This is a genomic window from Pseudomonas sp. WOUb67, from assembly GCF_050058005.1.
Taxonomy (GTDB): Bacteria; Pseudomonadota; Gammaproteobacteria; order Pseudomonadales; family Pseudomonadaceae; genus Aquipseudomonas; species Aquipseudomonas putida_R.
Window position 1 is genome coordinate 5,033,903 of the sequence record NZ_CP170112.1, and the last position, 19,049, is coordinate 5,052,951.

16 protein-coding genes and 1 tRNA gene are annotated in these 19,049 nt (G+C 64.4%); 6 read left to right on the forward strand and 11 right to left on the reverse strand.

The annotated features are described in order from the left end of the window. Both ABOC32_RS22330 and ABOC32_RS22335 read right to left on the reverse strand, forming a co-directional pair. Positions 1-951 carry a hypothetical protein gene (locus ABOC32_RS22330; protein ID WP_426808910.1) on the reverse strand — a complete coding sequence of 317 codons (951 nt, stop codon included), beginning with the start codon at positions 949-951 and terminating at the stop codon, positions 1-3. After that, positions 861-1,676 (reverse strand): dermonecrotic toxin domain-containing protein, encoded by an 816-nt coding sequence (locus ABOC32_RS22335; protein ID WP_426808911.1) that lies wholly within the window; start codon positions 1,674-1,676, stop codon positions 861-863. The genes ABOC32_RS22330 and ABOC32_RS22335 overlap by 91 nt, the downstream gene beginning before the upstream one ends. Before the next feature lie 243 nt (positions 1,677-1,919). Here ABOC32_RS22335 and ABOC32_RS22340 point away from each other — a divergent pair, with 243 nt between their 5' ends. Next, positions 1,920-3,833 (forward strand): tyrosine-protein phosphatase, encoded by a 1,914-nt coding sequence (locus ABOC32_RS22340; RefSeq protein WP_426808912.1) that lies wholly within the window; start codon positions 1,920-1,922, stop codon positions 3,831-3,833. Between the two features lie 185 nt (positions 3,834-4,018). Here ABOC32_RS22340 and ABOC32_RS22345 read toward each other — a convergent pair whose 3' ends face one another. Beyond that, positions 4,019-4,978, reverse strand: coding sequence for an AraC family transcriptional regulator (locus ABOC32_RS22345; RefSeq protein WP_426808913.1), 960 nt, complete (start codon positions 4,976-4,978; stop codon positions 4,019-4,021). A gap of 141 nt (positions 4,979-5,119) precedes the next feature. Here ABOC32_RS22345 and ABOC32_RS22350 point away from each other — a divergent pair, with 141 nt between their 5' ends. Next, positions 5,120-6,268, forward strand: a complete 1,149-nt coding sequence (locus ABOC32_RS22350) for a M14 family metallopeptidase (RefSeq protein WP_426808914.1) — start codon at positions 5,120-5,122, stop codon at positions 6,266-6,268. A 166-nt stretch (positions 6,269-6,434) separates the two neighbouring features. On the opposite strand, the gene ABOC32_RS22355 is transcribed toward ABOC32_RS22350, so the two are convergent. The 7 genes from ABOC32_RS22355 to ABOC32_RS22385 form a co-directional block, all read right to left on the reverse strand. Further along, positions 6,435-7,403 carry a Csu type fimbrial protein gene (locus tag ABOC32_RS22355; protein WP_426808915.1) on the reverse strand — a complete coding sequence of 323 codons (969 nt, stop codon included), beginning with the start codon at positions 7,401-7,403 and terminating at the stop codon, positions 6,435-6,437. Continuing rightward, positions 7,400-9,697, reverse strand: a complete 2,298-nt coding sequence (locus ABOC32_RS22360; protein ID WP_426811645.1) for a fimbria/pilus outer membrane usher protein — start codon at positions 9,695-9,697, stop codon at positions 7,400-7,402. The genes ABOC32_RS22355 and ABOC32_RS22360 overlap by 4 nt, the downstream gene beginning before the upstream one ends. A 108-nt stretch (positions 9,698-9,805) precedes the next feature. After that, positions 9,806-10,582 carry a fimbrial biogenesis chaperone gene (locus ABOC32_RS22365; RefSeq protein ID WP_426808916.1) on the reverse strand — a complete coding sequence of 259 codons (777 nt, stop codon included), beginning with the start codon at positions 10,580-10,582 and terminating at the stop codon, positions 9,806-9,808. Between the two features lie 39 nt (positions 10,583-10,621). Further along, positions 10,622-11,125 carry a Csu type fimbrial protein gene (locus ABOC32_RS22370; protein WP_426808917.1) on the reverse strand — a complete coding sequence of 168 codons (504 nt, stop codon included), beginning with the start codon at positions 11,123-11,125 and terminating at the stop codon, positions 10,622-10,624. 3 nt (positions 11,126-11,128) lie between these two features. Then, the gene (locus ABOC32_RS22375) at positions 11,129-11,662 is read right to left on the reverse strand and encodes a Csu type fimbrial protein (RefSeq protein WP_426808918.1); all 534 of its coding nucleotides are present in this window, start codon (positions 11,660-11,662) and stop codon (positions 11,129-11,131) included. A gap of 18 nt (positions 11,663-11,680) precedes the next feature. After that, the gene (locus ABOC32_RS22380) at positions 11,681-12,217 is read right to left on the reverse strand and encodes a Csu type fimbrial protein (RefSeq protein ID WP_426808919.1); all 537 of its coding nucleotides are present in this window, start codon (positions 12,215-12,217) and stop codon (positions 11,681-11,683) included. A gap of 30 nt (positions 12,218-12,247) precedes the next feature. Further along, the gene (locus tag ABOC32_RS22385) at positions 12,248-12,775 is read right to left on the reverse strand and encodes a Csu type fimbrial protein (RefSeq protein WP_426808920.1); all 528 of its coding nucleotides are present in this window, start codon (positions 12,773-12,775) and stop codon (positions 12,248-12,250) included. A gap of 268 nt (positions 12,776-13,043) precedes the next feature. On the opposite strand from ABOC32_RS22385, the gene ABOC32_RS22390 reads away from it, so the two are divergent. From ABOC32_RS22390 to ABOC32_RS22400, 3 genes are read left to right on the forward strand one after another with little or no spacing between them, the layout of a single operon-like run. Continuing rightward, positions 13,044-15,290 carry an ATP-binding protein gene (locus tag ABOC32_RS22390; RefSeq protein WP_426808921.1) on the forward strand — a complete coding sequence of 749 codons (2,247 nt, stop codon included), beginning with the start codon at positions 13,044-13,046 and terminating at the stop codon, positions 15,288-15,290. Positions 15,291-15,305: 15 nt separating this feature from the next. Next, positions 15,306-15,767 carry a response regulator gene (locus ABOC32_RS22395; protein ID WP_426808922.1) on the forward strand — a complete coding sequence of 154 codons (462 nt, stop codon included), beginning with the start codon at positions 15,306-15,308 and terminating at the stop codon, positions 15,765-15,767. Between the two features lie 13 nt (positions 15,768-15,780). Next, complete coding sequence (locus ABOC32_RS22400; protein ID WP_426808923.1) at positions 15,781-18,168, forward strand: response regulator; 2,388 nt, start codon at positions 15,781-15,783, stop codon at positions 18,166-18,168. A gap of 221 nt (positions 18,169-18,389) precedes the next feature. On the opposite strand, the gene ABOC32_RS22405 is transcribed toward ABOC32_RS22400, so the two are convergent. Continuing rightward, positions 18,390-18,464: transfer RNA gene (locus tag ABOC32_RS22405), tRNA-Gln, on the reverse strand. Positions 18,465-18,724: 260 nt separating this feature from the next. Here ABOC32_RS22405 and ABOC32_RS22410 point away from each other — a divergent pair. Next, positions 18,725-18,967, forward strand: coding sequence for a hypothetical protein (locus ABOC32_RS22410; RefSeq protein ID WP_012271609.1), 243 nt, complete (start codon positions 18,725-18,727; stop codon positions 18,965-18,967). Positions 18,968-19,049 lie beyond the last annotated feature (82 nt).

The window sequence follows — 19,049 nt, forward strand, 5'->3', positions numbered from 1 at the left end:
CTACCCCCTGCCATGCCGCGGTGTTTCCAGCTCATGCCGCCATGCGCCGTCCCCGAGGTGGCGCAGCGTTGGCGCATAGGCTCCGTCACGCTGCGGATGCTGGATGTACAGCTCACCTTGGTGAAAGTCGCCGGCTACGCGGTAAGCCGCCTGGTGCGTCCGTAAGTGAGCCTGACCCTCGACGCTGGCATACTGCCCGGTGGCAAGATGGTCATCATCCAGCGCGTAGGCCTCCAACCGTGGGTCAAGCAATTTGTACCGCCCCTGCGCCGTTTGCACGGGCGCCAGCGTGTCAACGAATGAAGCGCGGCGTAGCAGGTGCTCCGAAGCTGCTCCTGCCGCGGCAGTCAGCGCCGTTTGTGCCACGTTCACCGCCACGCTGAAAGCATGTTCCAGCGCGCTCTGCCGGTCACCCAGCTGCCAGTCGACGTAGCCCTCATAAACGTCATCCACCACTTGCAGCGCCGCGATGCCCAGAAGTGGCAGGCCGAGCCCCGGCACGTAGAAGCTCGCCAGCCCCACCAAGTCGAGGCCGAGACTTGCGTAGAAGTGCAGCCGCCGATCACGTTCGGCACTGTCCTGGATTGCAGTAGGCACAGCCAGCACCTGCGCATCGTCGAACAGGGTGTCGAGCTGGCTTGTCCTCAGGAACCGGAACAAGGGTTCGCGGATAACTTCGTAGCGCCCATCAAGCACCACGGCGGTTTGTGTCCCCCCCTGGGCCAACGCGCGGTTCAATGTCAGTGTGAAACGCTCGCGGTCGCGCTCGCTGATGAACCGCTGGAAGTACTCAGGGTAGCCGGGCAACCGAAACCGCCTGCCCAGGGTGTGAAACAGTGCTTCCCAGGACGCCTGCCAGGTCATGGCTCCGTGCGGGTCGTCAGGCAACCAGCACAACACGCCTTGCAGCTGCCCCTTGCCCAGGCCTTCGCGGTGCAGCTCGAAGGCCACAGCCCCCGTACACGCTTGCCCAGCACACGCAATGCGTTCGGGTGCATCGGCGTTACCGCGCCTTGTTCAACGCTGACCGCCGCCAGGCATTGCACCTGCGTAGCCTCATCGATGTCACCTTTGAGGGCAGCGATACGCAAAGCAGCTTCAAACGCGTGGCGCTGGCCTTGCTCGAGCAACGTCGCCACACGCTGCCCAACCTCCCCCGGCGCGGTCAACTGTGCTTTCAGGTAGGCCTGGTACTGCCCACCAAGGTCCAGCGTGCGGCAGAGGCCGGCAAAGGCCCTGGCCGTCATGGGCAGAACGCTGCCTTGCGCATCCTGCAGCCTTGATTGATCTGCGAGCCCAAGCGAACGGGTCTCGCCGTGGCTGAAATTGTGCAGTGCAGCGGCCAGCAAGCTGTGCTGCAGGGTGCGCTCGCGAACACCTGGTGGTACTTCCGGGCGGGAGCCGGGATAACGTTCGATGAAGTGTAATTTCAGCATGGCCTTGCGCACATCCAGCGTAGGCCCAAGCTGCTCGGCAAGCGCACCCTGGAGCAAGGGTGCAGCAAAGACATCCAGGGGTACCAGGCCGCCAAACAATTCCTGCAAACGTTGCTGCACGGCCTGTTGCTCACGCAAGCAGTCATGCAGCTCGGCCAGGCGGGTGGCTGTGGCTCGCGTCAGCCAGTCGGGCAACTGGCTGGCAATCAAGGTGTCGACGGAACCTGCGGGGGTTGGCATCTGGGCCTCTCCATTCTGCAAAGGCACCATCACACCCCATGGGGCAACGCCACGGCGGTAGTTATGTCTGCCCACCAAAGGCAGCGCGTACGCTGTCACCGGAAACAGCAGTGCCTGACAGACAAAACGCGCAGGAGAAAGACCGATCGCGCACCCATTCACCCGCTTCCGCAACTTGTAACATTAAGTTTCATATCGCCCCCGGACAGTAGGCAGCCCAACCCACTGCCCGAGGCCTTATCCGTGCTGCAACGTGTGCTCTGCTCCATGTCCCTGCTCACCCTTGCCATTTCCACCGCCCACGCCGCCGAAGCGCTCGACACACCGCGCCTGGCCGGCATGGACAATTTCCGCGACATCGCCGGCACCACCAGCGCCTACACCACAAGCCATGACGGCACGATGCGGGCCGGCGTGTTCTACCGCTCCAATGCCCTTACCCCGACCGCTGCCGACCTGGCCACCCTCAATGGCCTGGGCATCAGCGATGTGTACGACCTGCGCACGCCGAGCGAAATCGCCAGCACGCCCGATACCCTGCCGGACGGCGCCAGCTATACCAACATCGACATCATTGGCAGCACCACCTCGGGCGCCAACATCACCAACATTTCGTTCAGCAGCGCAGAACAGGCGCGGGCAATGATGCAGGAAACCAACCGCGCCTTCGTCAGCGACGCCGGCATGCGTGGCCAGTTCACCGTGCTGTTCAACGAGCTGGCTGCCGCCGACGGCGCCGCGCTGTTCCACTGTACCGCCGGCAAGGACCGCACCGGCTGGACGGCCGCCGTGCTGCTGAGCATCGCCGGGGTGGACGATGCCACCATCATGAGCAACTACCTGGCCACCAACGACTACACCGCTGCCCGCGTGGCGGCGACCCTGGCGGCGATGCCTGCGAGCATGGCCGCCATCTACGCGCCGTTGCTCGGGGTTGAGGCCAGCTACCTGCAGGCCGGCCTGGATGAAGTCAGCGCCGCGTACGGCAGCATGGACAACTACCTCAAGCAGGGCCTGGGCCTGAGCCAGGAAACCCTCTACGTGTTGCGCGGCAAGATGGTGCGCTATGGCTCCCTGCCCGGCGAGGCTGGCCTGCTGGGCAACGCCGCGGCCGGCGCGCAGCTGTTGCGCGAGCTGCAGGACACGTCGCTGTCAGGCAGCTACAGCGCCTACAACTACTACCTGCAATCGGCCATCGATGCGGGCACCTTGGGTGGCGTGACGTCGACCGTTGGCGGCCAGGTGCACGCGGATGCCGCCAGCTACCTGCTGCGCCAGGGCGCCATGGTGGCGCGTGCGGCTTCGCCGTTCGCCGACGCCAGCAACCTCAAGGTCGGCCAGGCGCGCCTGTGGAGCACGGCACTGGCGGGCTACCTGGGCACTGACGGCTCAGCCCACGCGGCCAGCAGCAACGAACACAGCCAAGGGTTGATGGTGGGCATGACCCAGCGTTTCTCGGAACAGCTCAGCGGCCACGCCGGCTTTGGCTACAACCGCGGCAATGTGGGCGGTGCCGGTGGCGAGGCCGATACCGACCTGACCTTCCTCAGCCTGGGCGCACGCTTTGCCCCTGGGAGCCTGGACAGCGGGCTGTTCATCGATGCCGACATCAGCGGCGGCTGGCTCGACTACTCCAGCAAGCGCGAACTGGGCGGCGGCCTGGGCACGGCCAAGGGTGACAGCCACGGCACCCTGGCGGGTGCCAGCCTGGCATTGGGTTACCGCCTGCCCACCCATGGCCTGGTGCTGGAGCCAAGCCTTGGCGTGCGGGTCAGCCGCATCGACCTGAACGGCTTCACCGAGAAAGGCAGCGAACTGGCCCTGCAGGTGGACGACCTGAAAGAAACCCGTCGCAGTGTGGTGGCCAACCTCAAGGCGTCGTTCGCGCCGATTCCCGCAGGCAGCTGGCAGTTGGTGCCGGGGGTGGAAGTGGGTTACGAGCATGCCCTGGGTGATCAGCAGGTGGACAGCCAGGGGCATCTGCTGGGGCTGGATATCGAGCAACGGGCAGCGTTCGACAACCGCGACCAGTTCACTGGCGGGGTGAACCTGATGGCCAACCTGGGTGCGTTGAGTGTCGGCGCCGAAGTGGCGGCGATGGGGGGTGGCAACAGCCACGGGGTGAGTGGCAGCCTCAAGGCCAGCTACGCATTCTAACCCTTTAACCGCTGGCACCGGCTGCGCCGGTGTTCGCGGGTGAACCCGCTCCCACACGGGCGGCGCTGACCTTGCAGACTATGATCCGGCCTGCACCCACGGGTACTGCAACATTTTTGAAGGCCGTACTGAACCTGTGGGAGCGGGTTTACCCGCGAAACCGGCGCAGCCGCTGCCAGGCTGTGTTAACCGCCGCGCCGTACTTCGGCCGGGCTTACCCCGAACGCCTGCTGGAAGTACTGGGCAAAACGCCCCGCGTTGCTGAACCCATGTCGCAAGGCCACTTCGGCCACCGACTCGCCCTCCCCGCGCGCCAGCACCTGGCGCGCACTTTCCAGCCGCACCTGCCGTTGATATCCGACAATCGAGGTCCCGGCAAAACGGCGAAAGCCATCCTGCAAGGCGCGCAGGCTGACGTTGGCCAACCCCGCCAGCTCGGTGCCACTGACCAAGCGCGCCGGGTGTTCGTGCAGGTAGGCCATCGCCAGCTTCACATGGCGCGGCGCCAACCCGGGTGCAGGGCTGCGCAGTGCATCACTGTAGTTGTGCGGCCAGGCCTCCAGCACCGCATCCACCAGCATTTCCTGCAGGCGGGCCGGCATCAGCACGCCGGTATTGATCAGCTGGTCGAACTGCGTACCGGTGGCCATTTCCAGCAACGCACGTATGCCCTGGAACACCGGCAACGCCAGGTCCACCACCGGGGCAAAACACACCGGTGCCGCCAAGGGCTGGCCTAACAACAGGGACAGGCGCTCGGCAAACAACCCGCGGCGGATCGACATGCCGCACTGGGCATGGTTTTCGGCAAAACGCACCGTGCGAATGTCCCGTTTGTCGACCGCCAGCCCCACCTGGGCACCACCAATCGATTCGCCTCGGTGATCGAAAATGATCTTGCCAGCAGTGGACAGCACGAAGGTGATCTCGTCCTGTGGCGTGGGCAGGGTGATGCTGAAATCCCCGCCATACTGCATGCGCCGCACGCTCATGCCTTCAAAGCGCCCATACACGCCGCCAATGCTGATGCCCTCGGCCAGCGGCGGCATGTCGGCATACAGGCTGCCGAACATCTGGGTGAACAAGGCACCGAAGTCATCGCTGCGCATGTCGCGGGAGCGGAGAATGAAGGGCTTGCGGGTCATGCCGGAATGCACTGTGGTTTCACCTGTGCGAAGGGGGACCCGGATGCTGCCATGAACGCATGACAACCGCGTTAATGCGCAGCAAACCTGCCAAGCCGTGTAAAGTACCCCTACAACAATGCCCGCAAAGGAGCCCGGCCCATGACCGTGACGCTGTCCCCCCTGCAGATCGACTGCGCTTTCGATTCCGGCAACATCCAGGTGCTGGACGCCAGCAACCCGGCCCAGGTGCACCTGGCCATCCGCCCGGACACCCACAGCGGCCACTACCAGTGGTTCCACTTCAAGGTCAGCGGGCTGACGCCGGGCCAGGTCCATCGCTTCAGCCTCGACAATGCCTCCGGCTCCTCGTACGAGAATGCCTGGAGCGGTTACAACGCGGTGGCCTCCTACGACCAGCAAAGCTGGTTCCGCGTGCCCAGCCAGTTCGACGGCACGGCGCTGTCGTTCGAAGTGAAAGCAGAGCAGGACCAGATCTGGTTCGCCTACTTCGAGCCCTACCCGCGCGCGCGCCACAACCAGTTGATCGAACGCGCGCAGCAGCTGCCGGGGGTGGAGTTGCTGGCCAGCGGCCGCAGCGTGCAGGGCCGCGACATTCCCCTGCTGCGTGCCGGCGATGGCGCCGCAGGCAAGCGCAAACTGTGGCTGATTGCCCAGCAGCACCCGGGCGAACACATGGCCGAGTGGTTCATGGAAGGCGTGATCGACCGCCTGCAAGCCAACGACGCGGTGATCCAGGGTTTGCTGGCCAAGGCCGACCTGTACCTGATCCCCAACATGAACCCCGACGGCGCCTTCCTCGGCCACCTGCGCACCAACTTCAAGGGCAAGGACCTCAACCGCGCCTGGCAGGACGCCAGCGTCGAGCTGACCCCGGAGGTGTTCTTCGCCCAGGCGCAGATGAAGCAGTACGGCGTGGATGCCTTCGTCGATGTGCATGGCGACGAAGAAATCCCCCATGTGTTCACCGCCGCCTGCGAGGGCAACCCGGGTTACACGCCGCGGCTGGCAAAACTCGAAGAGCAGTTCCGCAGCACCTTGTGCAGCCTGACCAAGGACTTCCAGACCGTGCATGGCTATACCCGCGACGAACCGGGCCAGGCCAACACCACGCTGGCCTGCAATGCGGTGGGGATGGCCCATGACTGCCTGTCGCTGACGCTGGAGATGCCGTTCAAGGACCATGACGACGCGCCCGATGCGGTAACCGGGTGGTCGGGGGAACGGTCGAAGGCGCTGGCCGGGGCGGTGCTGGAGACCCTGTCAAAAATGGCGGACGATTTGCGCTGAGCTTTGCCTCACACGGTCCCTGTAGGAGCGGCCTTGTGCCGCGATGGGCTGCGCAGCAGCCCCGGCAATCGGTGCTGTTTCTGCAATTTTGGGGCTGCTGCGCAGCCCATCGCGGCACAAGGCCGCTCCTACAAGGGACCGCGTCTGCGGCAGGAGTAGGGTTCTGTCAGAACTGCACATCCAGTATCACGCTGTCGGAATAGGTGGCTGCCGGCGGCGTAGCCTGGTCGGTATAGACCTTGGCGTTGTAGTTGAATATCTGGCTCCCCGTGCCTGTACCCGCACCAGGGTTGACGTCGGCATCCGTGCTGGAACGCCTGGCGGCCCCGGATGAACCCCAGCGTACCGTCCCGGCACTTTTGAAAATGTCATAGGCCAGGTAGTTGTTGGCGGCCGACTTCATTCGCCGCCGACCGTTGGCCACGTTCTGCCCGTCATTCAAGCCCACCGTGTAGCTGCTGCCCTTGGTGCACGACACACTCAGGCTCTGGCTCACTGTGCCGAACCCAGCCACCACTGGCGCGCTGGCGAAGTTGATGTCAGGCGTGGTGATCTGGCAGTCATTCGTCACTGTCAGGCTCACGGTGAGGCTCGCCGAGCCCGAGCTATTGTCACGCCCGATACAAAGCCCGCCGATGGCAATCCCTTCGCAATAGTTCCACGCCCACGCCAAGGAGAGGGTTTCCTGGTACAACCCAGCTGCAACGTTACTGCCAATCTGCGTGCGGATATACAGCGGCACCGCCTTGGGCGTGCCGTTGAGCAGGCCGAGCAGGTCGAGAATACCGGTGCGACCAAACTCGAAAGCCACATTTCGGGTAATCGGGAAGTTGGTGGTGGAATCGGCATACAGGGTGTAAGGGATAACATCACCGGTAGGCCCTACCAATCCGCCAGTGGCCGGGGTCACGGTCAGCTTGAACGAGTCGCCGCTGCTGAGCACGCTCAGCACCGTCCCGTTGCACTGCAAGCCCGCGTTGGTGGTAGAGGCCGCCTGGCTCGCGAGCCGCACCTGGGTCGAATTGACAGCGCCGAACAGCACCGGCAGTGTCGACACTATCGTGCACTTGGCCAAGGCCGAACCGGCCCACAGTAGCAAGGCAACGGCGGACAACACGCGCCAACCAGCCTTCATCTGCATACCAACGGGCCAATCAGGGGGATCGAACCTTCGGCCTTGGGCAGGTCGAAGGCCACCTGACAATGTCCACCGCCTTCAACCTCAACCTGCAGGCTGTTATGCGGCGAGAGGTTCTCCAGATACACCAGACCATCCCAACCGACTACCGCCTGGCTGCCGCTTTCAGCATGCGTAACGCGGCTCCCCAGCTTGAGCGCCTGCTGGTCGCTGTCGACCAGTTCGACACTGGCCGCCATCACACGCTTGAGCGGGAACTCCAGCAGGTAGCCACTGCCCCGACGTACCGCCACACGCTGCTCGACGTTCGGCGCGAGGACATCCGGTGGCAGGTCCATGGGGTCGATTTCATATTTGCCACGGTAGTAACCACTGCTGTACGGCACCAGCAAATGCCCCTTGGCATCCGTGCGGCCGACCTCCTGGTTTTCGTAGCGCACCGGCACATCGGCGTAGCCTGCGGTACTGACCACCACGAAGGCATCGTCGATGCGATTGGCGGCGAATACGCCGGCATCCATCCACACCAGCGAGCCACTGGCGTCGGCCCAGCGGGTCATCGCGCCGCTGCTGCCATACACACCGGCCTGCAACTGCACCGACTGCAAGCGCCAAGTGACGTCGGCCTGGCGGTAGGCATCACGGTCGCTGCCTGCGGCATAGCCCAGGTTGTAACCGACGCCGACTCCCGCCGGCACTGCATGGCTGTAGTTGACCCTTTGCAGGCTCTCGCCTTCCTTGCTGCGCTCCATGCCCAGGGCCAGGGTGCCGTGCAGGTCGAACGGGATCACCAGTTGCGCCTGCACTGCCCATTGGCTGTCACCGACCTCACGGTTGGCTGACAGGTACATACTGCTGCTGCCCCACAGCGGCCTGCTGTAACTCAGGTTGACCAGCCGGGTACGCGTGCCATCGCCGGCGCGCACGTCGAAATAGCCGGCGCCGATGCTGCCGTATTCGTTCAGGTTGAGGCTGAGGGTGACCTGTTCACTGCTTTTGCTCAGTTGCATGTCCGGGGAATCGACCCGGGTCAGGTCGGCGTAGTCGCCGTGGCGTTGCAGGCGCTGGTAACTGAAGCCGATGCGCTGGCTGTTGTACTGGTAACCCAGGGCGACCTGGTGGCCCTTGTCACCGTCGAACCGGCTTTGCGCAAGGGCGGCATTGAGCACGCCGAAGTTGCCCAGGCGCATGTTGCCGCCCAAGCCGCCAAGCATCAGCGATTCGGCAGTTTCGGCGTGGGTTTCCAGGGTGAAGATGTCGCTGACGCCATAGCGCAGGCTGCCCGAAGCAACACCCGTTCCATAGCTGAAATCGCGCACGGCGTAATCACGGCGCAGGCTACCGGCGGCCACCGAGTAGTCCGACAGGCCCTTCTGCAACAGGCTGCTGGTGACATAGAACGGCAAGGTAGTCGACACCTGCCGGCCAAGGGCATCCGTGGTAACCACCACTGCCTCGCCGGCACCGTTGATGAACGGCACGTTGGTCAGGGTGTAAGGCCCTGGCTGCAGCTCGGTGGTGCTGGACTTGAAACCGTTGATGAACAGGTCGAGCGAGGTCGGCACCGCGGCTTCGCCGGCGAACGCCGGCAACGGGTAAGTGACCAGGTCAGGGCGTGCTGCGAAGTCGCGTGACACTTGCAGGCCGCCCACCCGCACCGAACTGCTCCAGGGCAAGGCACCGGTCACGAAGTCACCCGCTTCGTAGGTGAGCAGGCGCTGCTCGTCGGTGAAGCGCCAGGTGGTGTCGTAACGCATGAAGCCCTGGCGGGTATCGTCCCCCTGTGCGCCATTGAATGACTGGCGCCATTGCCCGGTACTGGAGAAGGTCCCCCAACTGTCGAACAGGCGCAGCTCGTTCCAGGCGGCCAGGTAGGTGCCGCCCTCATCGGTGTCGTTCAGATACAGGTCGTAGTTGAACAAGGCGCCGAAACTGCTGCGCGCATCGCTGGCCGGGTACAGGTTGCGGTCGCCCACTTGCTGGTCTGGCAACCAGGCCGGCGGCACCTGCAGCAGCAGGCGCTGGTTCTGGCTGTCGTAGTCGGTGTGCAGCCCCGCGATGCTGTCCAGGGCCACCTCGCCCTGGGGGTTGCCCGGCAACGAGATACCGGCGGCCCGCAGTACCTCGCTGCCCAGGTACAACTGCCCGGCCCGCTGCTGCACCGGTACCAGTTCAGCCCTGGGCATCTGGTTCACCACCAGGTCGAGGTACAGGATGGCGTCGGCGATGGCGGACATCTCCGTGGGCGGCGGGGGCAGGTCGTCGGCCAGCGCCAGCCCGGGGCTGACCATGGCCAGCCCCAGGCACCAGCGGCGCGTCGTCGCCGAAAGCCATTTCACACACGGTTTCCAACCATTGCCGGGTCCTCCCTGGCCCCTGCACTGCATTCAGTCGTTGGCTCATTGGCCTTGGCGGATGGCGTCCGCCGCGCTCTGGCCGTTGACCCTGCCCTTCAGCACGCTGCCGCTGGTGGACGCCAGGGGGGCAGGCCAGCGCATGCTCGCGCCCGGCAGCACATAGCCCAACAGGCCTTCGGCCAGTGGCTTGCTCTGGCTGCCTTGCTGCACCACCACATCGGTCAGCCGCGCATGCACGGGGCCGGTGTTACGCAGTTCAACGTAAGGTTTGCCCTGCACCATCACCGGCCGCCAGCTGAGCTGCGGCTTGCCCACGCCTTCGGCATTGCGTTTGCCTTCAGGGTCGGCCTTGCCCCACAGTCCTTCGCCATAGACGAACAGCGGCACCGAATAACGCATCTGCAAACGGATGGCCGCAGTCGCGCCGGGCTCGGCCTTTTCGACCGGGATGGCGGGCGGGATCTCGTCGATGATGATGCGGTAGCTCTGTTCCTGGCCGGCAGGTGAAGGGCCGGTACGGGTCAGGCGGATCAGCTGCTTCTGCCCGGGGGCGATGTTGGCGACCGGCGGGCTGCCGATGATCTCGCGCTGCGCCTGGAACTGTTCCTGGTAATCACCCTGGCGCCAGGCGAATACCCGTACCTGCAAATTGGCCGGCTCAGTGCCACGGTTTTCCAGCCACAGTGCACCGGCCTTCTGGTCGGCCTCCAGCACCGGGTCGATCGGCCAGATCAGCACCGAGGTGGCCGCCCCGGCCGGCAGGCTTGCCAGCCACAACAATCCGATCAATCCACGCGCCCACTTCGCGCCTGCCCGCATGCAGCTCTCCTTAGACACTTGTCGTTGGTGCGCTGGCGTTTACCAGGTCACCGTCACTTGCACCACATCGGTGTAGGTCCCTGCCGGCAGCACGCCGGTCAGCTGGACCCGCCCGTAGACCGGCAGCTTGATCGCCGTCGGGTCGGAATAGGTCACGGCCACGCTCTGGCCGATTCCCAGGGCCTGGCTGTAGGCCGCGTCCCGGTACAACTGGTAAGCCAGCACTTGCGTGCCGCTGGTGCGTTTCAGGTTGCGCGTGCCACTGGCACTGTTCTGCCCGCCGTCCACGCTCATGCTCATGGCCACGCCCGGCGTGCACTGGAAGGTCACTGTCGTGCCGCCCAGCGAGGTGCTGAGCAACGCTTTGGACAGTGCCGACTGCGAGCCATAATCGAGCGTGCCGTAACTGGTAACACCGCCCCCCACCAGGCACCCGGCGACAATCTGTGCCGTTACCGTGAAGGTGCTGGTGGTCACCGCCCCCAACGGGGCGGCCAACAGCAGGCCGATTCCGGTCAGGCCACCTGCCAGCCAGCCGCGCATGGGTCAGAACGACAGCTCGACCGAGATCGTGTCGCTGTAGACCCCTGCGGGCAGGCCCGCCTTGCCCACGGCCTTGCCGTACAGGTTGACGGTCTGGGCCACGCCAGTACTGGTCGGCAGGGTGATGGTGCCGTCGACGGCCAGCAACGTCGTACGCCCGGTGTCTGTATAGAGGTCATACGGCACAAAATTGCCGGAACCGTCGGCGAGCGCACGCGTGCCACCGCTCGACTGGCCGTCATGCAGGCCTGCACGCACCTTGATCACAGGCACCGTACCCGCCGAGCACAGGACGCTCATGGCACCACCCCCGCCGCCCAGCACCTGGGCATTGGCGGTGACGAACAAGGCATCCTGGGTACCGAAGTTCAAGGCACCGAAGTTGAGCCCCGAGGTGCCCGAACTACCATTTACCTGGCACGCCGAAATCAGCGTCAGGGTCGAGTTGATGCTGCCGGTCACCGTGGCGGCCTGGGCCTGGGAACCCAAGGCCAGGCCAAGGCCTGCGAGGATGCAGCATGAAAGGTTCGTTCGCATCGGAGTCTCCTTGCGTGGTTACCAGTCCAGGGTCACTCTGAGGGTGTCGCGGTACAGCCCGGCCGGCAGTGCGCGCGGTTGCGCCACTACCACACCGTAAATGGGGATCGGTACTTGCCTGCTGCTGTTGATGGTGAAGGCTCGCGCCTGGCCGATGACGTAGCGGCTGTTGCCACCCGGGTCGACTGCCAGTTGATAAGGGATCAGCTCACGGCCGTTGCTCAGCCGGCGCACGCCGTCGTCGCCATTCAAACCGCCATTGATCCGCACATTGAACGCCCTTACTTCGGGCGTGCAGCTGATCTGCAAGCTACCCTCGCCGCCCGCTTCGTCAACCCGGCTGCGCAGCGGCTGGTCCCAGTTCGGACCGCGCTCGCCAAAGTCCAGTACACCCGGGTTGCCCAGCACGGCCGGTTGCGTGTCGTTACTGCTGATCTGGCAGGCCGCGCTGATCACCAGCCGCGCCTGGATGAAGCCGGTGGTGCTGCCATGCGCCTCACCACCAGGGACCAGCAGCGGGCCCAGGGTAAGCAACAGGATCGAAGTGCGGTTCATGGCATGGCGTCCTTGTGCATGGTGGCATCCCTACCAGGTGACCGTGACTTTGAGCAGGTCGGCGTACACCCCTGCATCCGGTACCCAGGCCAGTTTGTCGATGCGTGCGTACAACGGCAGCTCGACCGAGCCGCTGCTCGGTACCCGCGCCGACTGGGCCACCCCTACCGCCAGAGGCTCACGCCAGGCAGCGTCGCGGTACAAGCGATAAGGGATGGGCCGAGCCGTGTGGTCGTCGCTGGCCAGGAAACGCAGCTCGCCGACGCCGCCGTGCTGGCCGCCATCGACGCGCACCTGATAGGGGGTGTCCGGGTTGCACTCAAGGCGCGGCGGGCGCTGGCTCAGCAGTACGCCGCTCAGCGGCGCACCAGGGCCGTCCAGGCGTGCCGTGCTGCCCAGGTCAATCCGTCCCAGGGCCTGGGCTCCCGCGTCACGCGTCTGGTTGACCAGCATGCACCCACGCTGCACCAGCACCCGCACTTCCACGAGAAAATCCGTTGCCACGGTACTGCCGCTGAACAACAGGCCCAACAACGCGGCCACCAAGCGCTCCGTCACCTTATTATCCTTGTCGAAACGTCCTGAACAGAGCGTAGCAGCGAGGCCGCGCAACGGGGGCGGCATCCAGCCGTTTTTTTGGATTAGCGATAAAGCGATAGCGCCCCTTCAAAAAAAGCCGGAACGGCACAGAACCCCAGGCCATCCCCGGGCCTCCAATGGCCGAGAGCCGGTAAATGTGCCTGATTTCTGTTAGGGTGAACCAAACAAATCCTGTGCCAGGCACCTCTGCCGTACATGGACGGACATGACAGGAGCGTTTTCATTGATGACTGCAGACAACACGCTGGCAGAAGCCATGGAGCGCTGTGCCCGGGAGCCGATCCACGTGCCAAGCAGCATTCAGCCCCACGGCTTTCTGCTGGTGCTGGATGCCACCGACCTGTGCGTGCTGCAGGCCAGTGAAAACGTCGAGCACTGGCTGGGCTTGCCGGCCCGTGAACTGATCGGTTGCCCCTTCGCCAACCTGGTCAGCGACGGCTTTGACCTGCACGCGCAGCTCAAACGGCTGCCGGAAGATGAAGTCTTCCCATTCCACATCGGCGACGTGCGCTTGCGTCAAGGTGCGCCTTACAGCACCCCGCTGCATTTGCTGGTGCACGGCCACGACGAAGTGCTGGTTGCCGAATTCGAACCCCCTCGTCTGTCGCCGGAACTGGCCGGGCAAGGCGACTATTACCCGCTGGTGCGCAGCTTTGTCGGCAGCCTGCAACTGGCCAGCAGCCTCGAAGACCTGCTGCAGCAAACGGTGCTCCAGCTCAAGCGCATTACCGGTTTTGGCCGGGTCAAGGCGTATCGTTTCGATGCCGAGGGCAACGGCCAGGTGCTGGCCGAGGCGGCCGACCCAGGCTACCCCGGTTACCTGGGCCTGTGCTTCCCGGCTGCTGACATCCCGCGCCAGGCGCGAGAGCTGTACCGGGTCAACCGCATCCGCGTGATCGAGGATGCCAACTACCAGCCCTCGCCCCTGCTGCCGGCCATCAACCCGCGCACCGACAAGGCATTGGACATGAGTTTTGCCGCGCTGCGCAGTGTGTCGCCGGTGCACCTGCAGTACATGCGCAACATGGGCACGCTGGCCTCAATGTCGCTGTCGATCGTGGTCGACGGCGAGCTGTGGGGGCTGATTTCCTGCCACCACCAACAGCCGCGTGCGGTGGACCTGCGTACCCGCACGGCCTGCGAATTGCTGGCCAGTGTGCTGTCGCTGCAGATCGAATCCCGCGAGTCCCATGCCAGCACGCGCAAGCTGCTGGCGTTGCGCCAACACATCGTGCGCATGATCTCGTCCATGGCCGACCACGACAGCGTCAGTGACGGCCTGCGCGACCTGCCCCAGGTGTTGCTGGCCTTTGCCGGCGCCCAGGGCGCCGCCGTCATCTCGGCCGAACGCTGTGACCTGATCGGCCAGACCCCGCCTGAAGCCCAGGTGACTGCGCTGGTGCACTGGCTTGGCCAGCGCGGCGAAGACACTGTATTCCACAGTGACAACGTGCGCCGCGACATCACGGACTTGCCTGAACTGGCCAATCACGCCGGTGGTGTGCTGGCGGTGGCCATCTCGCAGATCCACTCGCACTACCTGCTGTGGTTCCGGCCCGAGCAAGTGCGCACGGTGAACTGGGCGGGCCAGCCGACCAAACGGGTCGGGCCGCAGGGCAACCTCGACCCACGGCACAGTTTCGAACGCTGGCAGGAAGAGCTGCGCGGCTACAGCGAGCCTTGGGACCCGCTGGTGATCGAGGGCGTGCTGGAACTGCGCACCGCCGTACTTGGCATAGTCCTGCGCAAAGCCGAAGAACTGGCACAGCTGGCGGGTGACTTGCGCCGTTCGAACAAGGAACTTGAAGCGTTTTCCTACAGTGTTTCCCACGACCTGCGCGCGCCCCTGCGGCACATCGCCGGCTACACCGAGCTGCTGGGTGAAATGGAAGGCCAGGGCCTGAGCGAGCGCGGCAAGCGCTTCCTGCAGCATATCGGTGAAGCGGCGCACTTTGCCGGCAGCCTGGTCGACAACCTGCTCAACTTCTCGCAGATGGGCCGCTCGGCCTTGCGCCTGTCCGACGTCGACCTGAACGCGTTGGTGGAGGCCATTCGCAGCGAACTGGCCCCCGATTACGAAGGCCGCGCAATCGTTTGGGACATCGCCCCGCTGCCCAAGGTGATCGGCGACCCGGCGTTCATCAACATGGCATTGCACAACCTGATCGCCAATGCCATCAAGTACACACGCGGCCGTACCCCTGCACACATCGGGATCAGTGCCGTGGAGCATCCTGGCGAAACCGAGGTCTGCATCCGCGACAATGGCGTGGGCTTCGACATGGCCTATGCCAACAAGCTGTTCGGCGTTTTCCAGCGCCTGCATCGCATGGAAGATTTCGAGGGCACAGGGATAGGCCTGGCAAGCGTGCGCCGCATCATCGAGCGCCATGACGGCCGGGTCTGGGCTGAAGGCCAGGTCGACCAGGGCGCCAGCTTCCACTTCACCCTCCCCCGAAACACTGCTACCTGAGGCACCGCTACCATCATGCTCAAACCCATCCTGCTGGTCGAAGACAACCCCCGGGACCTGGAACTGACCCTGCTGGCCCTGGAGCGCAGCCAGTTGGCCAACGAAGTCATCGTGCTGCGCGACGGCGCCGAGGCACTTGACTACCTGCTGCGCCGCAACACCTATGCCGACCGCGACGACGGCAACCCCGCCGTCTTGCTGCTGGACCTGAAACTGCCCAAGGTCGACGGCCTGGAAGTGCTCAAGGCAGTGCGCACCACCGCCGAACTGCGCAGCATCCCCACGGTGATGCTGACCTCCTCGCGGGAGGAGCCCGACCTGTTGCGCGCCTATGAACTCGGGGTCAATGCCTACGTGGTCAAGCCGGTGGAATTCAAGGAATTCGTCGCCGCCATCTCTGACCTCGGGGTATTCTGGGCAGTGCTTAACGAACCGCCACCCGGCTCACTGCGGCTGAATCGTCGCGGTAGCAACTGAGGCCGCCGCAACGATGCAGCAAACGCCGTTGAAACTACTGATGGTCGAAGACAGCTCGATGGATGCCGAGCTGACGCTGATGCGCCTTGAGCGCAGCGGGCTGCACGTGCAGTCACAACTGGTGTTCGACCATGTGGGTGTCGAACATGCCCTGCACCACGCCCGCTACGACCTGATCCTGTGCGACTGCGTGCTGCCGGGGTCGTCTGGCACCGAGGTGCTGGCCATCGCCCAACGCCTGGCACCCGACACCCCGTTCATCTTCCTGTCCGGCATCTACGGTGAAGAGCACGCGGTGGAAATGATCCGCCTGGGCGCCACCGACTATGTGCTGAAGAAGAACCTGCCGCTGCTGCCCAAGGCTGTGCGCCGGGCACTGACCGAGGTGCATGAACGCCAGCGCCGGCGCCGCGCGGAAGAGGCCCTGGCGGACGTCGAGGCACGTGCACGTATCGCCATCGACGCTGCCGGCATGGGCACCTGGGACCTGCGCCCGCAAGAAGGCCTGTTGCTGTGGGATGACCGCTGCAAGACCTTGTTCGGCCTGCCCACCAGCACTGAAATGAGCCTGGCTGTGTTCTATGCCGGCATCTACCCCGACGACGTGCCGCTGGTGCGTGAGGCGGTGGAGCACGCCATGCGCCCGGAAAGCGGTGGCCACTACCGGGTCGAGTTCCGTATCGCCCAGCCCAATGGCCTGGAGCCGCGCTGGTTGCTCAGCAGCGGCCAGAGCCAGTTCGTCGATGACCAGTGCGTACGCTTTTCCGGCGTGCTGCAGGACATCCACACGCAACGCCTGGCCACCCAGGCGCTGCGTCAGCTCAACGAGATGCTGGGGGAAAGGGTTGAACGCCGGACCCGCGAGCGGGACCGCGCCTGGGAGCTGTCGCAAGACCTGCTGGCCGTGCTGAACAAGGACCTGACCCCCGTCGCACTCAACCCTGCCTGGGAGGCCAGCCTGGGCTTCTCCCGCGAGCGCCTGAGCAAGTCGTCGTTGCTGCATCTGCTGCCCGAGGCCGACCAGGAATTGTTGCTGACCGAACTGGCCGCCCTCGCCCATGGCCGTACCAGCGCACGTTTCGTAGGGCGAATTATGCATGCTGGCGGCCAGCAGCGCTGGCTGTCGTGGGTGGTGGTGCCGGAGGACACCCTGCTGTACGTGGTTGCACGCGACATCACCAGCGAGCGTGAAGCCGCCTTGGGCCTGGCAGAAGCCAACGCCCGGCTGCGCGAGCAGATCAACGAACGCGAGCGCATCGAGGCTGCGCTGCAGCAGATGCAGCGGCTCGAAGCAGTCGGTCAACTGACCGCTGGCGTGGCCCACGACTTCAACAACCTGCTGACGGTGATCCTCACCGGTGCCAGCTTCCTTGAACGCGACCTGGCCAAGGCCAACCTGGACAAGGCCCGCACGCGCGTCACGCATATCCGCGAAGCCGGCGAGCGTGGCGCCAAGCTGACCTCGCAGCTGCTGGCATTTTCCCGCCGCCAGCGCCTGGAGCCGGTAGCGCTCAACCTCAACCAGACCCTGGCCGGCCTGGAAGAGCTGTTGCGCCGCACCCTGGGTGGCAACGTCTCGGTGCGCCTGGACCTGGACCGGGCCCTGTGGCAGGCACTGACCGACCCCACCCAGACCGAGATGATCATCCTCAACCTGGCGATCAACGCCCGCGATGCCATGCCTGACGGCGGCCAGCTGACGCTGACCACCCGCAACACCCGCATCGACAACCGCCCGCAACGCCCGGAAGACCCGGACCCGGGCGAGTACGTGATGCTGAGCATCCGCGATACCGGCTGCGGTATGAGCGAAGACGTGCTGGCCAAGGTGTTCGAGCCGTTCTTTACCACCAAGGACATCGGCAAGGGCTCGGGCCTGGGCCTGGCCCAGGTGTTCGGCTTCGCCAAGCAGTCCGGGGGTGGTGTACGCATCGACACCACACCGGGCCGCGGCACGCAGGTGGCGGTGTACCTGCCCGCCGTCAAGGACCAGATCGTGAGCGAGCCGGTGATCCCGACGCTCGGCCAGCCGGTCAGCGACAGCGGCCGCAACCGCACGGTGCTGCTGGTGGATGATGACCATCTGGTGCGTGACATGCTTGGCGATGTGTTGCGCCAATATGGCTACCAGGTGCGTCAGGCGCACAGCGGCGAGCAGGCATTGGCCTTGCTGGACGACGAGATCGACCTGTTGCTTACCGATTTCGCCATGCCCGAGTTCAACGGCGCGCAACTGGCGCTGGCGGCACGCGAACGGTACCCGCGCCTGCCGGTGGTGTTCCTGACTGGCTATGCCGAGTTGCAGGGGCTGGAGTTGCCGAGCAGCGTGGTGGTTCAGAAGCCGGCGCAAGCGGATGAACTGGCCAGGGTGCTGAACGAGCTGCTGGGCATTACAGGTTAATTCGGGAAAGCACAAACCTTTGTAGGAGCGGCCTTGTGTCGCGATCGGGCTGCGAAGCAGCCCCGGCAATCTGTGCTGTCTCTGCAATCTTGGGGCTGCTGCGCAGCCCGATCGCGACACAAGGCCGCTCCTACAAGGGATCGCGCTAGGAATTGAAATCACGGAAACGACAAAACCCAGGGCTTTTAAGCACTAGGTTGAATACGTTTGAATCTGGAAAATGGCAGGGGCGGCTGGATTCGAACCAACGCATGGCAGGATCAAAACCTGCTGCCTTACCGCTTGGCGACGCCCCTGTATCGGATGCAGCATTCGCTGCTCTGACAATTCCAACTGAGTGACAACTGGGTTGTTGTCTTGGAATGCGCGGCACTTTAACAACAAAGTTTTGATCTGTGAAGCCCCTGATGAAAAAAAATTGTCAAAAAACAGCGGGTTAGTCATTTCAGCGGTCTGCGCAGCGACCATCCGTCGCTTTCCCCCCGCTTCGCTTCAACACAATCGTATTCCTCCCTTCCAATCAATTGAGCCCATTGCATTGACCAAGGAGGACCCCATGCCTGTCTCTCACGACCTCTACCAGGACCTGCACTACCCGCGCGAAATCGTCCAGCAGCGCCGCCAGCAGGACAAAGCGCTGGACCGGCTGCTGGACGAGTACATGGACATCGACAATCAGGTGCTGGCCGCCGAATCGATCTCGGCGGGCAACTTCGTTGACGAAGACCTGCGCCACCTCAAGGAACGCCGCCTGGCGGTGAAATACATGATCGAGCGTCAACTGGAGCGCAAAGCCTAGGCAATGCAGGTGTGCAGCCAGACCTATCGCATGAAGTGATCATTGCCGGTCACTTTCTGTATTAGTCAAAATGGCCGCCCTC

Bases quoted from the DNA above. Each gene is read 5' to 3' on its own strand.
- ABOC32_RS22390 (WP_426808921.1), top strand. From the start codon at position 13,044: ATGACTGCAGACAACACGCTGGCAGAAGCCATGGAGCGCTGTGCCCGG.
- ABOC32_RS22370 (WP_426808917.1), bottom strand. From the start codon at position 11,125: ATGCGCGGCTGGCTGGCAGGTGGCCTGACCGGAATCGGCCTGCTGTTG.
- ABOC32_RS22400 (WP_426808923.1), top strand. From the start codon at position 15,781: ATGCAGCAAACGCCGTTGAAACTACTGATGGTCGAAGACAGCTCGATG.
- ABOC32_RS22375 (WP_426808918.1), bottom strand. From the start codon at position 11,662: ATGCGAACGAACCTTTCATGCTGCATCCTCGCAGGCCTTGGCCTGGCC.
- ABOC32_RS22335 (WP_426808911.1), bottom strand. From the start codon at position 1,676: ATGCCAACCCCCGCAGGTTCCGTCGACACCTTGATTGCCAGCCAGTTG.
- ABOC32_RS22380 (WP_426808919.1), bottom strand. From the start codon at position 12,217: ATGAACCGCACTTCGATCCTGTTGCTTACCCTGGGCCCGCTGCTGGTC.
- ABOC32_RS22360 (WP_426811645.1), bottom strand. From the start codon at position 9,697: ATGGTCAGCCCCGGGCTGGCGCTGGCCGACGACCTGCCCCCGCCGCCC.
- ABOC32_RS22345 (WP_426808913.1), bottom strand. From the start codon at position 4,978: ATGACCCGCAAGCCCTTCATTCTCCGCTCCCGCGACATGCGCAGCGAT.
- ABOC32_RS22350 (WP_426808914.1), top strand. From the start codon at position 5,120: ATGACCGTGACGCTGTCCCCCCTGCAGATCGACTGCGCTTTCGATTCC.
- ABOC32_RS22395 (WP_426808922.1), top strand. From the start codon at position 15,306: ATGCTCAAACCCATCCTGCTGGTCGAAGACAACCCCCGGGACCTGGAA.
- ABOC32_RS22365 (WP_426808916.1), bottom strand. From the start codon at position 10,582: ATGCGGGCAGGCGCGAAGTGGGCGCGTGGATTGATCGGATTGTTGTGG.
- ABOC32_RS22410 (WP_012271609.1), top strand. From the start codon at position 18,725: ATGCCTGTCTCTCACGACCTCTACCAGGACCTGCACTACCCGCGCGAA.
- ABOC32_RS22355 (WP_426808915.1), bottom strand. From the start codon at position 7,403: ATGAAGGCTGGTTGGCGCGTGTTGTCCGCCGTTGCCTTGCTACTGTGG.